Source organism: Paenibacillus sp. FSL R7-0163, assembly GCF_037969975.1.
In the GTDB taxonomy this organism is placed as follows: Bacteria; Bacillota; Bacilli; order Paenibacillales; family Paenibacillaceae; genus Paenibacillus_AQ; species Paenibacillus_AQ odorifer.
In genome coordinates this window covers 6644204-6663904 of sequence record NZ_CP150224.1, presented here as the reverse complement: position 1 = coordinate 6663904, position 19701 = coordinate 6644204, and the positions used below count along the sequence as shown (strand labels likewise).

Below are 19701 nucleotides of genomic sequence, written 5' to 3'. Positions count from 1 at the left end.
ATTGTGATTAAAGTCTAGAAGCATTAATGTTTTCATATTGGCATATTTGTCTTAACGTTAAATCGCTAAGCCTATTACTCATATAGCAGGAATACCATTCCATTGTCCATTCAATTGATTGGTGAATGGGCAACATAATATTCCAATCTAGCAACTTTGCAGCCTTATCACTATTTAGTACCAGTGTTGTAGCTTCATAAGGCTGCGTGTTGGATTCATACACCACATTCAATCGATTCTCTAAATGCTTGTTGCATTCTTCAATTAACTGAGCAACCGATAAAATTGAAGATTCACCTGGTCCAAAATTCCAAGCTCCTATATACTTTGCACCTGACTCCCACATACTTTGAGCCAACAGTAAATATCCATTCAAACAATCTAATACATGCTGCCAAGGTCGAATTGCTTGAGGATATCTAATATTTAAAGGTTGTTTATTGATAATAGATCGAATGATATCCGGAATTATCCGATCATTTGCCCAATCCCCTCCCCCTATTACATTCCCTGCTCTTGCAGAAGATAGAAATTTACCACTATTCGAGTAAAACGATCTTTCATAGGCAGAAGTAACAATCTCTGAACAAGCCTTACTGGCACTATAGGCATCAGAACCTCCAACAGGATCATTTTCCATAAAGCCCTGTATTGAGTTATTAGTGTTCTCATAGCATTTATCTGTAGTTACGTTGATGACAACTTTGACAGATTCAGTATGCCTAGCTATTTCTAACAAGTTTACCGTGCCCATAACATTAATAGAGAAAGTTGCAACTGGATCAATATATGACTCTCTGACTAAAGGCTGAGCCGCAAGATGAAAGATGATCTCGGGTCGAACCTTTTGAATGAAAGACTGCAGGCGTTGGAAATCCAGGATGTCAGCATAAGTAGAGTCCATGTTTTTTGCAACTTGAGCAATTCCAAATAAATGTGGTTCACTCACTGGTACTGGGCTACTATATCCATATACATCAGCTCCCAAATGCTGAAGCCATAATGATAACCAACTACCCTTGAAGCCTGTATGTCCTGTAATTAGCACTTTTTTAGAGACCCAAAAATTAGTATTCATAGATCACCACACCTTCCAAGGAGCGGTTCCAGTGCTCCACATTTCTTCTAGCTTGTTCTTATCCCTAAGAGTGTCCATCGGTTGCCAGAACCCCTCATGCATAAAGGCAGATAATTCTCCTGATTTGGCCAATTTCTCCATTGGTTCTTCTTCCCACGTTGTATTATCACCACTAATTAAGTCAAAAACCTCCGGTTCAAGAACAAAAAATCCACCGTTAATCCAGTTTCCATCCCCCATCGGCTTTTCCTGAAATCCAATGATTTCATTTTTATGAAACTCAAACGCTCCAAACCTTCCAGGAGGGCGAACCGCTGTTACGGTTGCAAGATGATTTTTGTGCTTATGAAAGTCTACAAGTTCTAATATATTTACGTCAGACAATCCGTCTCCATATGTAAAACAGAAAGCTTCATCACCAACGTATTGTTGAACTTTTTTCAACCTTCCTCCAGTTAAGGTGTGTTCACCTGTATCAACTAATGTTACTTTCCAAGATTCCGAGTTATTTTTATGGATTTGCATTTCATTAGTTCTGAAATCGAATGTAACATCCGATGTATGCATATAATAATTTGCGAAAAATTCTTTTATTAGATACCCTTTATAACCCAGACATATGATAAATTCATTAATTCCGTAGCTTGAATATACTTTCATAATATGCCAAAGCATTGGAGATCCACCAATCTCTACCATTGGTTTGGGCTTCAATACTGTCTCTTCACTCAATCGTGTGCCTAACCCACCAGCCAAAATAACTGCCTTCACTGTCAAACATCCTTTCTAAGGATAATCTCCAACTCCACCTCAGAGGAATTGTTTTTAGCTGTGACTTCATAGTAAGAAATCGCGAGACCAGAATTTTGAAGTATAACAACATCCTTGTTCATAACAACCTCATCAAATTCAGGGTAACTCAAACTCAATGCTAATTGTCCACTTTGATTAAGCAGCGAACTTAATTCTCCAATGATCTGTGGCGACCTATTAAGATGTTCTGATTCGTATTCAAACACAATATAATCAAATTTCATTCCTATTAATTTTTTATGAAGATAATCAATCTCTCCTTCAAAAAAATCATCTGAGACTGTTCTGATGTCTTTTGTATATTTCTTATCAATACAGTAATTAGTGATATGAGTACTTCGTACTCCCTTGTCCTTCAACATGTTTTTTAGCTGTAACGGATTACTACCACACTTTGTATTTATACCTAGAATTGAAGCATGAGTACTAGATAATTTTACTGATATTTCATTAAGAAGACGGGCATTAAACGCAGTATCTATCCATGAGTCCAAGTCATACTTGGCTCTAAAAATATCCCTGCTTATACCTAATGAATTATTATTAGTTTGATCTTCCCGCACCGTAACTGAGCCAAAGTGATAAGTGAACGTATCTCTACAATAAACTAGTTTATACCCTGCTCTTCGAATACGGAAACTAATATCATCATCAGCAAACTCTCCATAATAAAATCTAGGATCATAATAATCAATATCCTTTAGCAACTCTGTTCTTGCCAGTAATACACATGGAAGCAATCTTACCCGTTCTTCCCATTTACGAGGATCTGAATGGTTATAGCGCTCTGCGAATTGTATCATTTCCTCAATATTATTATAGTCACCATTTATTTGCTGAAGATTACTCATCGTGCTAGCCCCAGGTGACACAAACCCTATTCTCTTATCTGACTCTATACATATTAATAAATTTTCTAGCCAACGAGGAGTGAAAATAAAATCATTACAAACACAAGCTGTATATTTGCCAACTGCTACTCTCATTCCTTCGTTAAATCCATTGGTAGGTCCAACGTTGTTTATAAGATGAAGAGGTTTTGCAAAGGGTAATGAATCAAAATATTCTTTGGTTTCATCTGTAGAACCATTGTTTACAAGAATTAACTCATAATTTATATTTTCAGTATATTTCAATATACTTTCCACACACAATTTTGTATAACTTAACTTGTTATACGCTAGAAGAACAATACTCACAAGGGGATGCTCAGTCAGTAATCTTTGTTGTCTATTTTCATTCATAAATTGATCGATTATATTAATAATATCAACATCTTTTGCTACACTTAGTGCTTTTTTGAAATAATAATTTGATTGAATTAAATTGTTACGTAACTTATATATATATCCGAGATTAAAGAGCAAATCTATATATTCTGAATCAATCAGTAATCCCTCTTGCAAATATGCTTCAGCCTCTTGCAAGTTATTTTCCGCTACAGCAATAGCAGCCTTAATAGTAAGAACCTCAACACATTCAACCCCGTCAATTGTTTCTTCAAACTCTGCTACTAATCTTTTAGCACCATCGAGGTTGCCCGTCTCAATAAATCCCTGTACTTGCTGTTTCCACATACCTTATTTTTCTCCATTCGTTAACTTGATATTTTAAGGTGTTTAAGGTGTGAAATAACCCAAAAATATACAAGGCAGCCCAGAGGTTAGGCTTAAACGATATCCGGATAACATCGTCCTGCTAACATCAGGTCTGCCCAGTTTAATTAATAATAGATTGCATCGGTTATATTACCCTGATATAAAATTAGTCAAGCTTGTTGATTGTGCATTGTACTTACTCATTGCTTGTTCCATGGCAGCATACTGTTTATAGTATCTTGTTTCTAAATCGTTCATACGTTGAGTCATATCATCTATCCGTTTATTATAATTTTTTAACATATCTCCCATAATACTATTTGTTTTAAACACATCTGTAACACTCGTAGAAAATTTAGATGTACCGACTTTGTCAACTAGTTTTTGAAGCTGTCCATCAATTTTAGTGGAAATTTGTGAGAATATACCTTTTTGCTCACCCGAACCTTGAAATAACTGAGTAACAAAGGTAGGATTGTTCTCCAATATTTTATTTAGGTCATCCTCACTTTTAAGAACTAATTTACCACCTTCGAAATACTGACCAGTATCAATTCCCATTTTACTAAGGTCACCCAAATTTGCATAAATAATCTCACGCATATTTGCAACCGTTGCCGCCAGAATTGTATCGTTTTTAAGAAGACCACTTTTAGCCTTTGCATCCCAGTTTTTGATATCATCCTCTGACATTTCTTTTCTTTGTTCATCCGTTAGAGGAGGGAAGTCCCTATAAGTTTTCTCACTAGTTTTTTTATTCATCAATTCAATTAACTCATTATAGTCATTTATAAATGATTTAATTGATTCTATTGCTTTGGCAGGCTCCACCTGAACTGATATTTTAGATGAAGTCGCTTCTGTTGAAGTACTTAGAAGCGAGATGCTTATTCCGTTAATAATAGTTTTATTACCATTGAATTCCACTTTCTGAAAGGAAGCTTCGCCTTCAGATTTAACATGTATAATTCCTGTTTTCCCATCAGTTATACTTAATGTATCCGTAGGTGCTGCATTGAACAAACTCAATAAATTCCCACCTACAGCACCAATCTGTTTGTCACCATATTCTTTTGCAGAGAGAATTAATTTGCCTGTCAGTTCATCAAAACTCGCAACTACATTCGCCTTTTTTTCACCTGCATCAGCATTAATTCTCGATAATACCTGAGTTATTGAATAATCCTTGTTAAAGATAAATTCAGCATCACCAATTGTTAATGTATAATTCCCTTGTGCATCGGCATTACTTGTCCCTCCTGGCAAAGCACTTAACAGAGTACTTGATTTATATCCGTTGGCATAACTACCTGTTATACCTGTAGTAGTGATCGTAGTACGCGTAGAAAGCTGTTCTACATACATCTCCATAGGAACAGGTGTTGCATCTGCATTCGCCTTCGCACTGATAGCAGTACTATTTCCAGTTAATACTGCCTTTTGAGGATTCATCTCTTCGCCCTTATTATATTTGGCTAATTTATTTATTTTGAAATCTACCAGTTTGCTATTTACTTCACGATAACTTTCTCTTTGCCATTCAAAGGTTTGCTTTTGCTGTTTAAGCTTATCCAGCGGAGCCCTTTTGGCCGTCATAATCTCCTTAACAATTGAATCAATATCCATACCGGATCCAAATCCAAAAACCCGCATCTTTAAACCTCCTTTTTATACTTTTTCATCTACTAATATCCCAGCGATCTCCATCATCTTGGCCACTAAATCCAGCGTTTTTTCTGGAGGTATCTCACGTATAAGTTGACCTGTTTCCTTGTTAATTACCTTCACCATAATAGCATGTGTTTTTTCATGAACACTGATTTCTAAGGATGTAGAGGGTCCCTCCAGCGCTTTAACAGCCCTATCTATATTACGTATCAATTGCTCTTGTCCTACCGGAATCTGAACCCCCTGCTTCTCCAGCACAGATAGTTTCTCTCCATTCTTCACTGCGTTTACTAATCTAGTATCCTGGTTTTGAATATTACGTTCACTAACCTGGCGCTGATCAATAACAGAATTCTCATATTTGTTACTGGTCAAGGAAAATTGCAGATTCATAGAACAACCTCCGATGCATATTTATATTATTTTTATCGGTTAAATATTCAAAATATTAAGAGTACATCAATATGAGAATTTAGATCACCCACAAAGATCTAGGAAATTTAATCTTAATGCTATCTATCGTTCTAGACATGCCAACACGATCGTTCATTTTTTCATATAATCTATAACATCTTTCATAAGAACCGTAATCTGGCGCTAACTCTAAAAGTTTGGAATAAAAAAGCTGGGCGTCCTCCATATAGTTGCAGGAAAGACACAAATCGCCTAATAATCGTATAATCTCCACATTATTAGGATTATTTTCAAATAGCTTAACAAAAAGATCAATAGCAACCTCATTGAAGCCATAAGATATCAAGAGACTGTAGCTATTAATTTTACTCTTCAAAGAAGTCTTCGCAATGTATTCTAATAGGGTCTGCAAACACTCATATTCCTGAAGTTTAAGTAAATGAGAGGCGATATCCCCGAGAATTTTTTCTATATAAGAAGTCATTTTATTAGATGAAATCGCTTCTTTTCTTATTATTTTTCTAAAGAGTTTTTCTTCCTTTTCACTAAAGTTTAGAAGAGGCTTAGCCAGATTAAATAATTCCTCATTATCTAATACAAACGATAATAAAAGAATGTCTACTGCATTTTCTTGCTGTATATCTTCCATGCTCAACCACATATCTTTAGCTTCAATATATTTCTTACCATATTGCATTGCCGATGCTGCAACATTCGATTGAGCAGAAATGCTATACACTGATATGAATCTATTCAATAAAGGATGTCGTAACCCATACAGAACATCTAGTAAAAGCTGTAAATCATTAATATTAGATATATTATACAGCTGTATAATATTCTGGTACACATCGTCTAGTGGTATATTTGATTTAGTCACAATCTCGAAGTATTTACTTAATCCAGGCGCAAAAGTCTTTTTCTCCTGAAGAACCTCTACTATATATTTATAACTTTCGTCTAGTTGATTTTGGTCTTCATATAGTTCTGCTAATACAAATCGGGTCATATATCCCCCGGTTCCTTCTGTAACACTCACACCCAGGTCACCACCGAACTCTAAGCATGATTTAAGAGTTATTTCAGCATCCTTGATGTATCCTGCATCCATGAATATTCTACCTTGCATATAGCGCATATCCGTCTCAAGCGGATATACTTTCACTGCATCATTTAAAATTCTCAAACTATCGTCATATTGATTGAGTTCACCTAAGCAATAACACAGTTTAGTAATAAGCTCAGGTAAAAACATACGTCCAGAGCTTAGTGGATAAGCTCTTTGAAAATATTCAATTGCTTTTGCATTTTCATTAATAGATAAATAAGTTTTCCCCATATTATATAGGTTGTAGGCTCCAGGGTTTTCCTCAACTTCTTGTAACATAAGGGGTAAATTCCGTTTTGTTTTTTCCTTCTCTTGCATAATTTCATCAGTGTATCCAGTATGATGAATAATTACTTCTCCATATTGGCTTTTATAATTCGTTTTAGCATCCAATATGTTTAAATGTTCATGTAGACGGTTATTGTAGTGTAATCCTCTATTGTTAGCAAAGAGTCGTACCGCAGTATGTGTAAATGCCCTGCCATAGGAAACATCATTATATATTTTCAATAAAAAATAGTCATAATCAGGCTTTATATCTTTCTGCAAATCTGCATCTGACTCCAGGTACTCGTCTGCATCTAGTACCAAAATATAATCTGAAGTAGCATATTTTAATGATTCATTCCGAGCAGCTGCAAAATCATCAACCCATTTAAAATGATGAATCTTCGTAGTATATTCTTCTGCTATTAATAGAGTTCCATCCGTTGACCCGGTATCAACAATTACGATCTCGGAAACTTTATCTTTTACACTCTCAAGACATCTTTTCAAATATTTTTCTTCATTTTTTACAATCATGCATAAAGTAATTGTCTTATCCATATTATTATCCTCTCAAACTCGTAAATTCTGTTATCTTATATATCGGCCTTGTCATAATCAAACATTAGAATAATAGAAAAAAGGGACCCCCTATGGAGTCCCTTTTTTCTATTATTCTGACTACTATTAACGAAGCAATTGAAGAACTGCTTGAGGTTGTTGATTAGCTTGAGCCAACATCGCTTGAGCGGCTTGGGCAAGAATATTGTTCTTAGTTTGATTCATCATTTCTTTAGCCATGTCTACGTCACGAATACGAGATTCAGCTGCTGATAAATTCTCAGAAGTTGTTCCTAAGTTATTAATTGTGTGATCCAAACGGTTTTGGTATGCGCCCAATTTAGAACGTTCGCCAGAAACAGTCTCGATTGCGGTGTTGATAACAGTGATTGCAGCATCTGCAGCTGTTTGTGTAGAGATATCAATACCATCTACTGTAGTTGCTCCATTACCAGCGACTGCTGAGCTATTGGCTCCTGATGCTCCACTTACCTTAAGAGTCGTAGCATCCATTGCCTTAATAGACAAACTAATATTTTGGCCTTTATTAGCACCAATATGGAATGTAAGATCGGCAGCACTTGTCACACCTGAACCTGTAGCTGCAGAACCGTCTAGCAATTTTTTGGTGTTAAATTCAGTTGTATTAGAAATTCGAGTAATTTCTTTTGCCAGTTCATTTACTTCTTTTTGAAGTTCGCCACGGTCTGAAGCGGTATTAGTATCATTTGCAGACTGAACAGCCAATTCACGCATACGTTGTAGAATGCTGTGGGTTTCATTCAGTGCGCCTTCAGCCGTTTGAATCAAAGAAATTCCATCTTGTGCGTTTTTAGTAGCCATATCCAAACCGCGAATTTGACCACGCATTTTTTCGGAAATCGCCAAACCTGCAGCATCGTCACCTGCACGGTTGATACGCAAACCGGAAGATAGTTTCTCAACGGATTTGTTTGTGTTGGCGGTATTTACACCTAGCTGACGGTGAGTGTTCATTGCTGCAATATTGTGATTGATAATCATAATCTTATTTCCTCCCTGAAATTAAATGATTCCACATCCTTGTGGTGATATTGTTTCCTCAAGGTCGGCCGCCCTTCAGAAACAACCCTACTACTAATATCGACACATGATATTACATAGTTTATAGTGATTGAAATATTTTCCTATAATTTAATGGAATCTAATATTTTGAAGAGTCACATTTCAAAAAAAGGGAAGAGCTTATATAAAGCCCTTCCCTTCAATTCAAATATTAACGAAGCAATTGAAGCACAGCTTGTGGTTGTTGATTAGCTTGAGCCAACATCGCTTGCGCTGCTTGTGCAAGGATGTTGTTCTTCGTTTGGTTCATCATTTCTTTTGCCATGTCTACATCACGAATACGGGATTCAGCTGCAGACAAGTTCTCGGAAGTCGTTCCCAAGTTATTAATTGTGTGATCTAAGCGGTTTTGGTACGCTCCTAATTTGGAACGTTCGCCTGATACAGTTTCGATTGCAGTATTGATAACAGTAATTGCAGCATCTGCAGCTGTTTGTGTAGAAATATCAATACCATCACTTGCTAATGCATCTACTGTCGATGAAGTCGCTGCGTTACTTGCTCCACCACCAGCTACTTTTAGTGTAGCAGCATCCATAGCATTGATATTCAAGGTAATATTTTGACCTTTGTTAGCTCCGATATGGAATGTAAGATCCTTTCCATCGGCACCTGCACCACCAGTACTAGCAGAACCATCCAACAATTTCTTCGTATTAAACTCAGTCGTATTAGAAATACGAGTGATTTCTTTTGCCAACTCATTTACTTCTTTTTGTAGCTCACCACGGTCAGAAGCTGTGTTAGTATCATTCGCAGATTGAACTGCCAATTCACGCATACGTTGCAGAATGCTATGAGTCTCATTCAAGGCGCCTTCTGCTGTTTGAATTAATGAGATTCCATCTTGTGCATTCTTAGTAGCCATATCCAAACCGCGAATTTGACCGCGCATTTTTTCGGAAATCGCCAAGCCTGCAGCGTCATCGCCTGCACGGTTAATACGCAAACCGGAAGATAGTTTCTCAACGGATTTGTTTGTGTTGGCAGTATTTACACCTAGTTGACGGTGAGTGTTCATTGCTGCAATATTGTGATTGATAATCATAATAAATTTCCTCCCTGAAAATAAGTTAATCCACATCCTTGTGGTAATGTTGAACCCTTAAGGTCGGCCGCCCTACCCGTTCAACATCTACAACTTATATCGACTTGAAGCCACCTATAGTTTAGAGTAATTTAATTTTTTTCGAACTTATTTCTCACAAATCAAAAAACCTGAGTCTGCAATTTGCAGCTCAGGTATACTCGATCACATATTAGTGACTATTGGCTTTACGTAACCGATCCATCAATGCGTTCAAATCAGATTGGACAGGGGCAGCAGATTCCCGGTTAGCTTCCTGAATGGACAGATATATCTCTTTCCGAAAAATATCCACATGCTTAGGTGCGGAGATACCTACCCTTACTGTATCTCCTTCTACACTTAAGATAGTCAGCTCAATTTGATCTTGAATGATGATAGACTCTCCTTTTTTACGAGAAAGTACAAGCATATTAGTCTCCACCCTTTCCATCTTCAACAGATTTCTCTGATAATAAGGTATGCTTGGTGAGATAGGATGATTTATGAAGAACGACCTGCTTGCCCTTTCGATTACCAGGATTAAGCACAATTGGGGCCAATAAATTAATAGTAGACTTATCAACTTGATCCTTCAATGTAATAATACAACGAACAATAATATCAGATTGGATTTCCAGTTCCTCAGTCTCATCATCAGGTAGTTCAAATTCGTAAGATGGATAAAAGGCAAAGGGATCTCCAAGCAAAAATGATAATTTCTTTTCTTTCATAGATTGCAAATACCAGAAAGGAGTATCTTCCATAGCAATCAATGCAAAATCAGTTTCTTCATCAAAACCGGGGATTCCTTTATTGAAATGATATACCTGTTCTTCAGTTACTTCAAGTTTACCCCAAGACAGTGTTTCTATAATCAAAATTACCCACTCCTTTAACAAAAATCAACTTCCCCCGAAGACGAACAGTTTAATCTCAATTGCTCTGTTAGCATTTCTTATAGCAATATTCTTTCACCGACCTAGCATGAAAAAACTAACTTTTTCAAAAAATTCTATTATAGTAAAGACAACAGACCGTCTTCCAAAGACGGTCTGTCCAAGTTGCTACGGCATCTCATATTACATCTGAGCATCCACTTCTGGAGGAATAAATCTCAAAGATGCATATTGCTGCATATAGATATCCAGTTTACCACGAGTATATTCTATTTCCGGACGATGAATGTTTACCTGAATATTTACCTTGCTAGGCGAAAATTCGATTTGAGGCGCTCTAGTTTTCACACGCACATCGACATTGTCAAAGGATGCCGGACCACGCATTTCAGGAAACGAGTTGGGTTCAGTATCAGTACCATACACTTCAGCAATTGAGTTACCAGGTTTAAAAAATTCTGCCATTTGATTACCCTGTTCTACTTTCCTTGCGATTCCTTGAAGATATAGTTGCTGGATACCAGAATAAATTCGTTTGTTCATTTCGAGCATATTACCACCATTATATGCCGCCCAAGCTCGAGATTGATCAATAGAAAGCTCAGGTTTAAACGTTTGGATATCCCATTTCCCCGCTGTTGTAGATATATTAACTTCCGCTTTAGGTTGAGTAATAGAAAAAGCACCCAAGTCTGCATCAATACCAATAACTGCGGGAGTCTGACGAATTTGCAATATCGGCTGCAGCAACGAGAAGCACCTCCGTTATCTTATAAAATCCACCAAAGTTGTAGATATAATCTTTGCACCTACTGACAAAGAGGCATTGTATATATTCTCTTGGATTTTCGACTGCATAATCAATCCCTCGTAATCCGCATCCTCTGTCTTAGCTTGCAGATCCGTCAGATTGACATTCAAGTCACTTAAGCGCTCCTGCATGAGTTCCACTCGATTGGTTTTGGCACCAATTTCAGAACGGGCCGTCAAGATGGTTTCCATACGCGTGTCGATGTTATCTAATTGACCCGATATGGCTCCAAGATCACCAGCCTTTAATCCCGCAGAAATACTATTAATGATTGTATACAGATTATCTGAATCTCCCGTATTACCGAATACATCATTACCGGTCATACTAATCGGCATACGTACACCTTCACCGACAATAAATTGAATCTGCCCAGGATCCGTAGTAACCGGCTTAGACACATCATAGGTACCATCTGCACCTTTAGCAAAATCATAAGGTTTGGTGGAGTATTGCTCACCATTAAATATATATTTACCGTTCAGTGTACTGTTAGCGATATCCACAAGCTGCTCTTTTAGCTGCATCACTTCTTCATTAATACTATCAAGCGCGGACTGCGGATTAGTCCCTGTCGCTGCTTGTACGGACAGTTCGCGAATCTTTTGAACAACATCTCCGGCCTGTCCTAGAACTGTATCATTATAATCTAGCCACGAAAGAGCGCTATCTACATTCTTAGTATATTGTTCGTTAGAAGAAAGCTCTGCACGGTAGCGCAGGGAATACGTGATTCCTACCGGATCATCGGAAGGCTTATTGATCTTGCGTCCGCTGGAAAGCTGTAACTGTGTATCGTTCATCGTACGTGCATTGCGATTTAGGTTAAGCAGAAGCTGTGAATTCATCATGTTAGAGGTTACTCTCAACATACGCTATATCTCCTTTTATCTGCCGACTGTGCCGGTGGAATTGATCAATTTGTCGAGCAGTTCATCAAAAGTAGTCATAAAACGCGCTGCGGCACTATAAGCATGCTGGAATACTAGCATATTCGACATTTCTTCATCTAGGGATACACCGCTGACTGATTGACGACGGGAGTTAACTTGCTCTACGAGATAATCTGAGTTATCCGTCTGACGTGCAGCCTCTTGGGATTGAATACCAAGTTGACCAACCATAGAGCTGAAAAGCCCACCAACAGTGTTGCTCACACTACCGTCTGGCTTAGTAAATTTACTATCCTTCAGGTTCGTCAATAGAAGCGCCAAGGTGTTATTTCCTTTAACGACTTGCGTATTTCCATTCGCATCAACAGTTGTACGAAGCGAAGTTGCAAATAGATTTACGTCAGCTGCAATTTCCGGATTCAGTTTGATCGTTCCAGCCTCACCTGATGTTACAAAGAAATCGCGTCCGACGCTTCCATCCATCGCGTAACCTAACTTGTGAAGTCCGTTTAACCCTTTGACAATGGTCTTGGCGTCCTCATACATTGTTGCGCCCTTAGGCATGGCCTGACCAGCGGTCAAAGTAACTACGGTACCGTCAGCTTGTGTAATCTTGGCATCACTAGTCAACACTGTGCCCTCAGGAAGATTGGAGCCAGCTGGCACTGTAATTTCAACGTCACCTGTAGCAATAGTGCTCGCCAAATCATTGAGCTGTTTCTTGTAATCGGCAACATAGGTATTATTGGAAAAAATCATTCCGTAAGCCTCGCCGCCCTTCAAAGTTCCGGAGGCATAAGCATTATTAAGAAACGCGCCATCTACGGTTGCAGTTACTTCTCCACCCTCTACGAGAGGTTGTCCACCCAAAGAAATGTTATAACCTGCTTCCGTCTCTACAACAGTAATATTAGCAATCTTGGAGAGCTTGTCCGCCATCAGATCGCGTTGATCACGTAGATCGTTTGCATGATCCCCCATACCCTCAATCTTATAGATCGATTTATTTAGATCTGCGATAGCGGTCAGATAACCCTGAGCTTCTTTTGCCTTAACATCTATATTAGTGGTTAGATCCCGCTCCAGATTATTCAGTTGCGTGCTCATATAGTTCATAGCATCCGTCAAAGATTGTGCAGTTTGCACTACAATCTTACGGGCTGTTGGATCTTCAGGGTTCTTACTTAGATCCGACCACGATTTCCAGAAGTTATCCAAAACTGTACGAATGCCTGTATCCGATGGCTCATTAACGATAGCTTCCAGCTTAGAGAGCGTATCCGCTTGAAGACTCCAGTTGCCGAAAGCAGCGTTCTCACCACGGTACTGATCATCCAGAAACATTTCTCGAATCCGATCGATAGATGAGAATTCCACCCCTGTACCCATTTGACCTGGAACGGTAGATTTTAACAATCCGTACGCTTCAATAGGTAAAGAGGCTTGCATATTAACACGTTGACGAGTATAACCTTCGGTATTCGCATTAGCGATATTGTGTCCAGTTGTATTAAGAGCTGCGGTCTGAGTAAAAAGGCTGCGTCTCGCCGTCTCTATCGAGTGAAATGTGGATGTCATGCTTCTTACTCCTCCTTATGTTCTGCTCTGGCAGAACACTTCATCAGTACAATTCTAACCTCGTGCATCAAAAATCCCCGACCGATTTACGTTGTTGCCTTTGTCGGACGGACGATGATAAGTAATATCCTGATTTGGTCTTCCGACCAACAGATCCAAAGAATAATCTATAAATGTAAGCGACTGCTCTATCAGCTTCTGATTTAGGTCATTGGCTTCTTTCAGGCGATGCAAAGTACCCGAAAGCTTCTGCTGAATATGCAGCAGTCGTGCCTTGTCTTCAGGGTCAAATATAAGCCTGGACAGCTCCGTTAGGTTCAGGTTCAGGTTGGAACGAATACCCACACCTTGCAAAACGGTATATGCGGCTAATATTCGCTCTTCCTCGAGCTGCCCAATTACCTTCATTAGCTTGGATTCACGATTAAGGATGTCGATTAACGCATCCACCTTGTTATCCATAATTGTCTGTTTCTTCTCAGCGGCCAGATCCAGCATTTGAACATGCACTCCATCTAGCCGCTCCAATAGTTCTATTAATGTCGTCAATGCCATGGATGTTTTCACCTAATTCTCGGAGGATTGCTTAAAGTAAGGGGCGAGTTTCTCTGCTAGCTTAGATGCATCAACTTGATAGGTACCTGCGGAGACCTGCTGCTTTAGATTGTCGATCTTAAGTGCGCGTTCTGGATCATTCTTGCCAGTGTTTTGTGCTTGCAAGAGTTGAATCGCTTCATCAGAGATCGAAACCTCATCCTTGCGTGTGCTTTTCTTCATTTGTTCCTGCCTTTGCGCTTCCGCGCTGCGTTGATACGGATTAATCGCGTTAATTCGTCCGGTCTCGTTAATTTTCATAACTTCCACCTTCCTTCTAATATAAAAAAGCCGATAATCTTTACTAAGTTTATCGGCGTAGACTGAAACATTCTTTATAGCTGCAAACGTTTTTTTGCAGATTTTATAGGTCACGCAGCTTATCTATGGCACGATATGCACCATCAGATGTCTTTTTAGTAGTATCCTCAGCAGAATTTTCCTTGACAGCATTCGTGAGATCTTTCCTGAGCCGGCTACGACAGCTGTCACACATATGGCCATCCCGAATCAGTGTACCACACACTTCGCAAGGGTACATCATATTGGGTGCATTAGCTATAGAAATCCGGCCTTCTCGAATAAAGCGGGTAATCTCTTTAATAGAAATCCCCGTAGCATCGGAGAGCTCCTGAATGTTGGTTCCTTTGTTTTCCCGTAAATAATTCACGCAGATCTCATATTCATGCTCCAGCTCTTTGATACAGGCCTGGCACAACCCCATAAGATTCTTGACAAACAACCGGCCGCACCTTGGACAATTGTCTAGATTCATAACAAGCAGCCGCTCCTCTCCGTACATTCTGTGCAATGCATAATATTCTTATGCTCCTAGATTACATGATTGCAAGGAATTCGTCTATGGGACAGAAGAAACGCTACCAACCGCAACTAATCCTTAATGAAATAGATATAGCTGTTCACAATCATGCATTTTCGCTTTAGGAACGCGCCCAGGTTAGGCTATAGATTTCTGCAGCATAATCATAGTTTGAAACCATTTGTTTTAGAATTCCGGCACAAGCACGAATCGTGCTTCCCGTTGTATAGATATCATCAACAATAATAATTCGAATAGGACGGCTTATAGGTGAGTTATCTTTCAGCCAATCCTTAAATGGTGTGGAGACTGCCGGATTCGCTCCAAAAGCATTCTTCATATCTGCCAGTCTCTCCGCACGTCCTTTAAAGCTCTGCTTAACCGTATGATGCGTACGAATTAGTAGCGGTAGCTGAGGAATCTTCCTATGATGAGATAGAACATCGGCCAATCTTTCCGCTTGATTGAACCCCCGGTCTAGAAGCCTTGAATCACTGACAGGTACCGGAACTAATAAATCAGCTGACCAAAGGCTGTTTTTTTTGTACCTTTTATGTTGAATAAGATGAAAAAACGATGCCTTCTGGGATGAAAGAGCCCCCTGTTGCTTCTCCTCCTTTAGGGTTAAATATGCCCTATCCAGCATGAGACCAAGCAGAGGGGCATATCGTTCATTCCCGCGATATTTATATTGACCGAGCCATTCTCTCATCTCATTAGTGTAGGCTACCGCACTCCGGTTACATACAATGGGTGAGGGCTCAGCGCTGCGAGTACAGTCTGGACAGCCTACATGCCGCCCACATATCAAACAACGCGGAATGCGTATCCAAGGAATGGATTCCGCACAATTCTTACAGATACCAGGCAACTGTGAGGACTGTGGGCTGTACTTCCCGCAGGTTAGACATTGAGGCACGGAGGGGGTAAGGAGGAAAGACAGAGATTTTCGTAACCCTGTAAGCTTGGTATTCATATAGCCCCACCTTTACGAATATATCCTTGGCGGCGAGCGATGATATTCATAGTACGAATCTGAGCAATCGCTCCACGCTGGGATCGGCTCCACTGAGGGGAGGCAAATACAACATGCCCGTCAGGATCGTCTTTAGAACGACCAGCACGGCCTGCCATCTGAACCAAAGAGGCTTCGTCAAAAAGACCACTGTCTGCATCCAAAATAAACACATCACTGCGTGGCACGGTAACTCCCCGTTCCAGGATCGTAGTAGTTACTAACAAAGAGATGATACGGTTGCGAAAAGCAGTCACCTTCTCTGCCCGAAATGAATCCTTGGACGAGGTGCCTTCGATAACCACGCCAGGAAAGCTACGACGAAGTAGGATCAGCAAGCCTTCGATATGAGCTATGCGAGACACAAACAGAAAAATTTGTGCTTTTCGCTCCAGTGACTTTTGAAGATTCTGTATAAGCGATCTTGGCAAACTTCCACGCTTCAGAAAGGTTAGAACAGAGGGCATACTCAAATGCTGCGGGATAGGCAAGGGATGACCATGGAAGCGGACAGGCACTCTGGCATGTGGAAGCTTGCCTAACCGGACCAAACGCTGCATTTCTTGTGGTGGCGTAGCTGATAAATAAATGAAAGAGCCGTCCACTTTACAGGCTTGTTCAGCGGCATAGGCCAACATAGGATCATTGTGGTAGGGAAACGCATCCAGCTCGTCAATGATTACGAGATCAAAACCTTGATGGAAGCGCAGGAGCTGATGGGTGGTAGCGAGCGTTAAGCGACCGCTCACCCAGCGATCTGCGCTGCCGCCATAAAGTACGGCGATGTCCTCCGCCGGAAAAGCCCGGGCGAGCCGCGGCGCGAGCTCAAGTACGACGTCGCGGCGCGGCGTCGCTACCAGCGCCCGCCCTCCGGCGGCGAGCACAGCCTCTAGGAGCGGGAAGATCATCTCCGTCTTCCCCGCTCCCGTTACCGCCCAGAGCAGAAACCGCTCTGGGCAGGTACTGGCGGAGCGCTTGCGCGCCTCCGCCAGAAAACCCAGCGCAGCGCCAGCGGCTCCCGCCTGCGCTGGGCTCAGCCCCCACCGGCCTGCGGCCGCGGCGGGGTCAAGGGCGGCCGTGCACCGCACGGCCGGAAGTGCTGCGCTGCGCAGCAGCAGCGCACAAGCCCGGCTGCGCCCAAGCGCGAGGCAGGCCTCGCAATAGGCGCAGCCCATAAGCCCGCACGCGGCGCATGCCGTGCGGCCGGTGGGCACGCTGCCGCAACGCAGGCAGCGCGAAACCGCGCGGCGAGCGACAGCGCCGCGCCGCAATGCGTGCGGCAGCCTAGCCGCCGCACGCATCATAACGCCAGCACCCGCAGGGAGCTGGCGGGCTCGCGCCCCGTGCGCAGCCGGGGTCGCACTGCCTACGGCGGCTGTAAGCATCAGCCGCCCCTGCAGATGCGCCAGTTGTGCCGCCTGGCGCCAGCAACCCCCTAGCTCTGGCAATTCTTCTGCCAGCAGCGCTTCTACTTCCGGCTCCAATAAAGAGCGCCCGGCCACAGCCCGCAATAATTGTTCTGAATCCGATTCTAGTAATCCAGATTCAAAATCCTCTTTTTCACACCAATCGTATCTTTCATTCTTCTTATTGTCCTGATCTATTCCGAAACTTGATTCATTAGGATTCCATATGAATATTCCATCATTTAACCACTGTGCCTCCCACAGTCCCCCTGCCTCTTTCTCCTCTCTCAACTCAGCCTCAAGCATACTATTAATATATTGCCCCCACTCCTTAATCCCCCAGGTGCCCATTACGCTTCTTTGTTTAAAGTTGTCCCGGAGCTTCACAGCCCAACCTAGCGGCAACGCAGAAGAAAGCAGAACCAAACTATTCGCCGCTAAGGAACTCCCAGCTTTCTTCTCCGGTCTAGCTACAGACCACCACCATCTATCCACGCTAAGATCTAATGAAATTTCAACCCTCCAGCTCCCCTTGCATTCCAAAGCATATACAGCGACTTGCATAATAATCCCTCCTACCTCTCGCTTGTACTTAGCAACTCCATATTTGATCCCAAATTCACGACTCCGTCTCCCCAAACGCAAAAAGCACACTCCCCCAGTTCTTGGAGAGTGTGCTTCACCCGTTACTTACATATTTACTTAAGATCTGTTGCGCTTTGATTCGCATCCCCTACTTCCTGCCATCCCCATAAAAGGCAGCGATACAGACTGCCCTGACAGCCGCAAGTCTACTACAATTCCTTCATGCTGCAATTCTTCACTCATCTGAAGAGAGTACATAGATGTTGCAAGATCGATAGAACAGCCGCTAGCGGCCATTTTGGAAACTATCCCAAGTGTTCCATCGCTCGAACCATCATCCATGAACGTTACTCGCAATCGTTTTCCGGTTAGAAGAGCTTGAAATGTCAGTGCCCGAATGTACCATTCCACAACAGATTCATGATTGCGGGTAATAAAAATATAATGAATCCATTTTCCGGACTGCGGTGTTTTACGCACCTTCTGCCGGTTATGCAACATATGAATCATCACTGCAGCGGATACATAAACAACCGCAATCCATATCAACTGGGCTACCATGGAGATGCACCTCCTCTGTATACCAACACTATATGCCGGCATTAAAAGGTCGGTGACTGCCTAGAACACCCATCAGGGAAGCAAGCTGTGTCTACTTAATTTCTTTCCTATATGTAACGTATTACCGTGAAGCTTCTACAAGGTTACCCAGCCATATTTAATCGAATTAATAACGGCTTGAGTCCGATCATCCACTTCCATTTTTTGCAAAATACTGCTAACATGGTTTTTAACTGTTTTTTCACTAATGAATAAATATTCACCAATCATTTTGTTGCTCTTACCTTCAGCCATTAGACGCAGCACTTCTGCTTCACGACGGGTCAGAGGATTGTTGTCGCCAGCAATAAATTTGACACCAGCTTCCTTCACCACTGTATCTGTAGTTACACCAGTCTCGTTAAGGTAAGTCATACGCCGCAATTGATTGATAAGCTTTCCAGTAACCTTTGGATGGATAAAGGCATGTCCTTCACAGACCGAACGAATGGCATTAATAAGGGATTCGGCCTCCATATCCTTCAATAAATAACCATTGGCGCCCTTACGAAGGGTCTCAAATACATAACTCTCATCATCATGAATGGATAAAATAATTACCTTAACCTCCGGGAACATTTCCCGAAGTTTTTGAGTGGCTTCTACGCCATTCTCAACAGGCATATTGATGTCCATCAATACGATGTCCGGTTTAGTCCCGTTACAAAACTCTAATACCTGAATACCGTCGCCGCACTCCCCTATGACCTCGATATCCTCCTCCATATTCAAAATGCGTTTCAGCCCTTCACGAAAAAGCTGATGATCATCCGCCAAAAGAACCTTAATGGGCGTTTTACTAGAGTTTAAGTTCTCCATCACA

General features: G+C 41.2%; 20 protein-coding genes. All 20 read right to left on the bottom strand.

The window, feature by feature from the left end; all coding sequences use genetic code 11:
- Positions 1 to 7 precede the first annotated feature (7 nt).
- The 20 genes from rfbG to NST45_RS29135 all read right to left on the bottom strand — a co-directional run bounded on the left by rfbG (position 8) and on the right by NST45_RS29135 (position 19697).
- Positions 8 to 1078 carry a CDP-glucose 4,6-dehydratase gene (gene rfbG / locus NST45_RS29230; protein ID WP_339824409.1) on the bottom strand — a complete coding sequence of 357 codons (1071 nt, stop codon included), beginning with the start codon at positions 1076 to 1078 and terminating at the stop codon, positions 8 to 10.
- Between the two features lie 3 nt (positions 1079 to 1081).
- A complete protein-coding gene (rfbF, locus tag NST45_RS29225) occupies positions 1082 to 1849 on the bottom strand; it encodes a glucose-1-phosphate cytidylyltransferase (RefSeq protein ID WP_339824407.1) in 768 nt (255 codons plus the stop codon).
- Positions 1850 to 1851: 2 nt separating this feature from the next.
- Positions 1852 to 3468 (bottom strand): glycosyltransferase, encoded by a 1617-nt coding sequence (locus NST45_RS29220; RefSeq protein WP_339824405.1) that lies wholly within the window; start codon positions 3466 to 3468, stop codon positions 1852 to 1854.
- A gap of 171 nt (positions 3469 to 3639) precedes the next feature.
- Positions 3640 to 5142, bottom strand: coding sequence for a flagellar filament capping protein FliD (gene fliD / locus NST45_RS29215; protein WP_339824403.1), 1503 nt, complete (start codon positions 5140 to 5142; stop codon positions 3640 to 3642).
- Positions 5143 to 5157: 15 nt separating this feature from the next.
- Positions 5158 to 5550, bottom strand: coding sequence for a flagellar protein FlaG (locus NST45_RS29210; protein WP_339824401.1), 393 nt, complete (start codon positions 5548 to 5550; stop codon positions 5158 to 5160).
- A 79-nt stretch (positions 5551 to 5629) separates the two neighbouring features.
- On the bottom strand, positions 5630 to 7507 hold the full coding sequence (locus NST45_RS29205) for a glycosyltransferase family 2 protein (protein ID WP_339824399.1): 1878 nt from the start codon (positions 7505 to 7507) through the stop codon (positions 5630 to 5632).
- 126 nt (positions 7508 to 7633) lie between these two features.
- The gene (gene hag, locus NST45_RS29200; protein ID WP_339824397.1) at positions 7634 to 8530 is read right to left on the bottom strand and encodes a flagellin Hag; all 897 of its coding nucleotides are present in this window, start codon (positions 8528 to 8530) and stop codon (positions 7634 to 7636) included.
- Positions 8531 to 8762: 232 nt separating this feature from the next.
- The gene (gene hag / locus NST45_RS29195; RefSeq protein WP_076273698.1) at positions 8763 to 9659 is read right to left on the bottom strand and encodes a flagellin Hag; all 897 of its coding nucleotides are present in this window, start codon (positions 9657 to 9659) and stop codon (positions 8763 to 8765) included.
- Positions 9660 to 9870: 211 nt separating this feature from the next.
- Positions 9871 to 10110, bottom strand: coding sequence for a carbon storage regulator CsrA (gene csrA, locus NST45_RS29190; protein ID WP_076107006.1), 240 nt, complete (start codon positions 10108 to 10110; stop codon positions 9871 to 9873).
- A 1-nt stretch (position 10111) separates the two neighbouring features.
- On the bottom strand, positions 10112 to 10558 hold the full coding sequence (gene fliW / locus NST45_RS29185; protein WP_076273697.1) for a flagellar assembly protein FliW: 447 nt from the start codon (positions 10556 to 10558) through the stop codon (positions 10112 to 10114).
- Between the two features lie 201 nt (positions 10559 to 10759).
- Positions 10760 to 11326: a DUF6470 family protein gene (locus NST45_RS29180; RefSeq protein WP_076107002.1), complete on the bottom strand. Its 567-nt coding sequence runs from the start codon at positions 11324 to 11326 to the stop codon at positions 10760 to 10762.
- Between the two features lie 15 nt (positions 11327 to 11341).
- A complete protein-coding gene (flgL, locus tag NST45_RS29175; protein ID WP_076107000.1) occupies positions 11342 to 12259 on the bottom strand; it encodes a flagellar hook-associated protein FlgL in 918 nt (305 codons plus the stop codon).
- A 15-nt stretch (positions 12260 to 12274) separates the two neighbouring features.
- Positions 12275 to 13858: a flagellar hook-associated protein FlgK gene (gene flgK, locus NST45_RS29170; protein WP_076106998.1), complete on the bottom strand. Its 1584-nt coding sequence runs from the start codon at positions 13856 to 13858 to the stop codon at positions 12275 to 12277.
- 54 nt (positions 13859 to 13912) lie between these two features.
- Positions 13913 to 14413, bottom strand: a complete 501-nt coding sequence (locus NST45_RS29165) for a flagellar protein FlgN (RefSeq protein ID WP_036678457.1) — start codon at positions 14411 to 14413, stop codon at positions 13913 to 13915.
- A gap of 12 nt (positions 14414 to 14425) precedes the next feature.
- Entirely contained in the window at positions 14426 to 14713 is a 288-nt protein-coding gene (gene flgM, locus NST45_RS29160) for a flagellar biosynthesis anti-sigma factor FlgM (RefSeq protein ID WP_036678454.1), read from the bottom strand.
- A gap of 103 nt (positions 14714 to 14816) precedes the next feature.
- Complete coding sequence (locus NST45_RS29155) at positions 14817 to 15227, bottom strand: TIGR03826 family flagellar region protein (protein WP_038574933.1); 411 nt, start codon at positions 15225 to 15227, stop codon at positions 14817 to 14819.
- Between the two features lie 166 nt (positions 15228 to 15393).
- Positions 15394 to 16248 (bottom strand): ComF family protein, encoded by an 855-nt coding sequence (locus NST45_RS29150; protein ID WP_249267653.1) that lies wholly within the window; start codon positions 16246 to 16248, stop codon positions 15394 to 15396.
- Complete coding sequence (locus tag NST45_RS29145; RefSeq protein WP_076212560.1) at positions 16245 to 18257, bottom strand: helicase-related protein; 2013 nt, start codon at positions 18255 to 18257, stop codon at positions 16245 to 16247. The genes NST45_RS29150 and NST45_RS29145 overlap by 4 nt, the downstream gene beginning before the upstream one ends.
- Positions 18258 to 18395: 138 nt before the next feature.
- Positions 18396 to 18839: a glycosyltransferase family A protein gene (locus NST45_RS29140; protein WP_076123908.1), complete on the bottom strand. Its 444-nt coding sequence runs from the start codon at positions 18837 to 18839 to the stop codon at positions 18396 to 18398.
- A gap of 135 nt (positions 18840 to 18974) precedes the next feature.
- Entirely contained in the window at positions 18975 to 19697 is a 723-nt protein-coding gene (locus tag NST45_RS29135) for a response regulator transcription factor (RefSeq protein WP_036681509.1), read from the bottom strand.
- Between the last annotated feature and the right edge of the window lie 4 nt (positions 19698 to 19701).

What these genes read in the sequence shown, in the direction of transcription:
- flgL (WP_076107000.1), bottom strand. Translation starts at nt 12,259, where the DNA reads ATGTTGAGAGTAACCTCTAACATGATGAATTCACAGCTTCTGCTTAAC.
- flgK (WP_076106998.1), bottom strand. Translation starts at nt 13,858, where the DNA reads ATGACATCCACATTTCACTCGATAGAGACGGCGAGACGCAGCCTTTTT.
- NST45_RS29220 (WP_339824405.1), bottom strand. Translation starts at nt 3,468, where the DNA reads ATGTGGAAACAGCAAGTACAGGGATTTATTGAGACGGGCAACCTCGAT.
- fliD (WP_339824403.1), bottom strand. Translation starts at nt 5,142, where the DNA reads ATGCGGGTTTTTGGATTTGGATCCGGTATGGATATTGATTCAATTGTT.
- hag (WP_339824397.1), bottom strand. Translation starts at nt 8,530, where the DNA reads ATGATTATCAATCACAATATTGCAGCAATGAACACTCACCGTCAGCTA.
- NST45_RS29145 (WP_076212560.1), bottom strand. Translation starts at nt 18,257, where the DNA reads ATGCAAGTCGCTGTATATGCTTTGGAATGCAAGGGGAGCTGGAGGGTT.
- flgM (WP_036678454.1), bottom strand. Translation starts at nt 14,713, where the DNA reads ATGAAAATTAACGAGACCGGACGAATTAACGCGATTAATCCGTATCAA.
- NST45_RS29205 (WP_339824399.1), bottom strand. Translation starts at nt 7,507, where the DNA reads ATGGATAAGACAATTACTTTATGCATGATTGTAAAAAATGAAGAAAAA.
- NST45_RS29150 (WP_249267653.1), bottom strand. Translation starts at nt 16,248, where the DNA reads ATGAATACCAAGCTTACAGGGTTACGAAAATCTCTGTCTTTCCTCCTT.
- NST45_RS29140 (WP_076123908.1), bottom strand. Translation starts at nt 18,839, where the DNA reads ATGGTAGCCCAGTTGATATGGATTGCGGTTGTTTATGTATCCGCTGCA.
- rfbG (WP_339824409.1), bottom strand. Translation starts at nt 1,078, where the DNA reads ATGAATACTAATTTTTGGGTCTCTAAAAAAGTGCTAATTACAGGACAT.
- csrA (WP_076107006.1), bottom strand. Translation starts at nt 10,110, where the DNA reads ATGCTTGTACTTTCTCGTAAAAAAGGAGAGTCTATCATCATTCAAGAT.
- NST45_RS29210 (WP_339824401.1), bottom strand. Translation starts at nt 5,550, where the DNA reads ATGAATCTGCAATTTTCCTTGACCAGTAACAAATATGAGAATTCTGTT.
- hag (WP_076273698.1), bottom strand. Translation starts at nt 9,659, where the DNA reads ATGATTATCAATCACAATATTGCAGCAATGAACACTCACCGTCAACTA.
- NST45_RS29165 (WP_036678457.1), bottom strand. Translation starts at nt 14,413, where the DNA reads ATGGCATTGACGACATTAATAGAACTATTGGAGCGGCTAGATGGAGTG.
- NST45_RS29135 (WP_036681509.1), bottom strand. Translation starts at nt 19,697, where the DNA reads ATGGAGAACTTAAACTCTAGTAAAACGCCCATTAAGGTTCTTTTGGCG.
- NST45_RS29155 (WP_038574933.1), bottom strand. Translation starts at nt 15,227, where the DNA reads ATGAATCTAGACAATTGTCCAAGGTGCGGCCGGTTGTTTGTCAAGAAT.